The 3366-nt window shown below is 48.9% G+C and carries 2 rRNA genes; both read right to left on the bottom strand.

Annotation, left to right across the window (positions count from 1 at the left end):
• Positions 1–6: 6 nt before the first annotated feature.
• A 5S ribosomal RNA gene (rrf, locus tag GQ590_RS11615) occupies positions 7–122 on the bottom strand.
• Between the two features lie 157 nt (positions 123–279).
• Positions 280–3178 (bottom strand): 23S ribosomal RNA (locus tag GQ590_RS11610).
• Between the last annotated feature and the right edge of the window lie 188 nt (positions 3179–3366).

Below are 3366 nucleotides of genomic sequence, written 5' to 3'. Positions count from 1 at the left end.
TTAAAAGTCTGGCGGCACCCTACTCTCACATGGGTAATACCCACACTACCATCGGCACTACGGCGTTTCACTTCTGAGTTCGGCATGGGGTCAGGTGGGACCACCGCGCTATTACCGCCAGACATATTCTGTACTCTCTTTCTTAATTGCTGTCCATTATCTCATATCAACAACAATCGCTCAATTCGGAACAAACTGTTTTTTCAATCTTTCTTCGTTTATCGATGCTTTTCTACGCTATCAATAACTTCTGCGTAACCCAAAACAACTCCGAGTTGTAAGGTTAAGACTCTCGGTTCATTAGTATCAGTTAGCTCAATGTATCACTACACTTACACACCTGACCTATCTACGTCTTAGTCTCAAACGGACCTTACTGAATCTCTTCAGGGAAAACTCATCTCGAGGCTAGTTTCGTGCTTAGATGCTTTCAGCACTTATCTATTCCGCACGTAGCTACCGGGCAATGCAATTGGCATCACAACCCGTACACCAGCGGTGCGTTCACTTCGGTCCTCTCGTACTAGAAGCAAACCCTCTCAATTTTCCTACGCCCATGGCAGATAGGGACCGAACTGTCTCACGACGTTCTAAACCCAGCTCGCGTACCACTTTAAACGGCGAACAGCCGTACCCTTGGGACCTACTTCAGCCCCAGGATGTGATGAGCCGACATCGAGGTGCCAAACACCGCCGTCGATATGAACTCTTGGGCGGTATCAGCCTGTTATCCCCGGAGTACCTTTTATCCGTTGAGCGATGGCCCTTCCATTCAGAACCACCGGATCACTATGACCTACTTTCGTACCTGCTCGAGCCGTCACTCTCGCAGTCAAGCTAGCTTTTGCCATTGCACTAACCTCCTGATGTCCGACCAGGATTAGCTAACCTTCGTGCTCCTCCGTTACTCTTTGGGAGGAGACCGCCCCAGTCAAACTACCCACCAGACAGTGTCCCTTACCTCGATTCAGAAGTATAGGTTAGAACATCAAACATTAAAGGGTGGTATTTCAAGGTCGACTCCACACACACTGGCGTGCATGCTTCTTTGCCTCCCACCTATCCTACACATTAAGGCTCAATGTTCACTGTCAAGCTATAGTAAAGGTTCACGGGGTCTTTCCGTCTTGCCACGGGTACACCGCATCTTCACGGCAAGTTCAATTTCACTGAGTCTCGGGTGGAGACAGCCTGGCCATCATTACGCCATTCGTGCAGGTCGGAACTTACCCGACAAGGAATTTCGCTACCTTAGGACCGTTATAGTTACGGCCGCCGTTTACTGGGGCTTCGATCAAGAGCTTCTGCTTTCGCATAACCCCATCAATTAACCTTCCAGCACCGGGCAGGCGTCACACCGTATACGTCCACTTTCGTGTTTGCACAGTGCTGTGTTTTTATTAAACAGTTGCAGCCAGCTGGTATCTTCGACTGATTTCACCTCCATCCGCATGGGACTTCAATTACCATCAGCGTGCCTTCTCCCGAAGTTACGGCACCATTTTGCCTAGTTCCTTCACCCGAGTTCTCTCAAGCGCCTTAGTATTCTCTACCTGACCACCTGTGTCGGTTTCGGGTACGATTAGCTATAACCTGAAGCTTAGAGGATTTTCCTGGAAGCAGGGCATCAATTACTTCACTACCTTAGTAGCTCGTCATCACACCTCAGCGTCTCAGTGACCGGATTTGCCTAATCACACGCCTACATGCTTAACCCACCATCCAATAGGTGGTAAACCTAGCCTTCTTCGTCCCCCCATCGCAGTTATAGCCAGTACGGGAATATTAACCCGTTTCCCATCAGATACGCCCTTCGGCCTCTCCTTAGGGGTCGACTCACCCTGCCCCGATTAACGTTGGACAGGAACCCTTGGTCTTCCGGCGAGCGGGCTTTTCACCCGCTTTATCGTTACTTATGTCAGCATTCGCACTTCTGATACCTCCAGCATGCCTCACAACACACCTTCTACGGCTTACAGAACGCTCCCCTACCCAATACACTTGCGTGCACTGCCGCAGCTTCGGTGCATAGTTTTAGCCCCGTTACATCTTCCGCGCAGGCCGACTCGACTAGTGAGCTATTACGCTTTCTTTAAATGATGGCTGCTTCTAAGCCAACATCCTAGCTGTCTAAGCCTTCCCACTTCGTTTCCCACTTAACTATGACTTTGGGACCTTAGCTGGCGGTCTGGGTTGTTTCCCTCTTCACGACGAACGTTAGCACCCGCCGTGTGTCTCCCATGATCAAACTTGTCAGTATTCGGAGTTTGCATCGGGTTGGTAAGCCGGGATGGCCCCCTAGCCGAAACAGTGCTCTACCCCCAACAGTTACTCATGAGGCGCTACCTAAATAGCTTTCGGGGAGAACCAGCTATCTCCCGGTTTGATTGGCCTTTCACCCCCAGCCACAGGTCATCCGCTAATTTTTCAACATTAGTCGGTTCGGTCCTCCAGTTAGTGTTAACCAACCTTCAACCTGCCCATGGCTAGATCACCGGGTTTCGGGTCTATACCCTGCAACTTAACGCACAGTTAATACTCGGTTTCCCTTCGGCTCCCCTATTCGGTTAACCTCGCTACAGAATATAAGTCGCTGACCCATTATACAAAAGGTACGCAGTCACACATATCTTATGATACATGCTCCCACTGATTGTACGTACACGGTTTCAGGGTCTATTTCACTCCCCTCCCGGGGTTCTTTTCGCCTTTCCCTCACGGTACTGGTTCACTATCGGTCAATCAGGAGTATTTAGCCTTGGAGGATGGTCCCCCCTTCTTCAGACAGGATATCACGTGTCCCGCCCTACTCTATAAGCTTCCACATATCGCACCTTCGTGTACGGGACTTTCACCCTCTATCGTGCGACTTTCCAGACGCTTCCACTAATACAATATGCTACCCGCTTGGGCTACTCCCCTTTCGCTCGCCGCTACTTAGGGAATCTCGGTTGATTTCTTTTCCTCGGGGTACTTAGATGTTTCAGTTCTCCCGGTTCGCCTCATATGACTATGTATTCATCATATGATAGTGTAGTCTCCTACACTGGGTTTCCCCATTCGGACATCGACGGCTATTACGCCTTTTATCAGCTCACCGTCGCTTTTCGCAGATTAACACGTCCTTCTTCGCCTCTGATTGCCTAGGCATCCACCGTGTACGCTTAATTTCTTAACCTTACAACTCACAGTTGTCTTGGTTTTTATTACGCTTTCTTCTCTTTCTTACTTCCAGTCGCCTATATCTATATATCGCTTCCTTCCGCAAAAACGAGAACTCGTTTCTTTCAGCTTGTTCCTAATTGTTAAAGAGCTTTATCTTTCTATTCACTCATTACAACTAATAAGTAAATACAAACATAATTT

This window comes from Gilliamella sp. Lep-s35 (assembly GCF_009795845.1).
GTDB lineage: Bacteria > Pseudomonadota > Gammaproteobacteria > Enterobacterales > Orbaceae > Gilliamella.
Note: the sequence above shows the minus strand (reverse complement) of the source record. Positions and strands in the feature narration are given on the sequence as shown.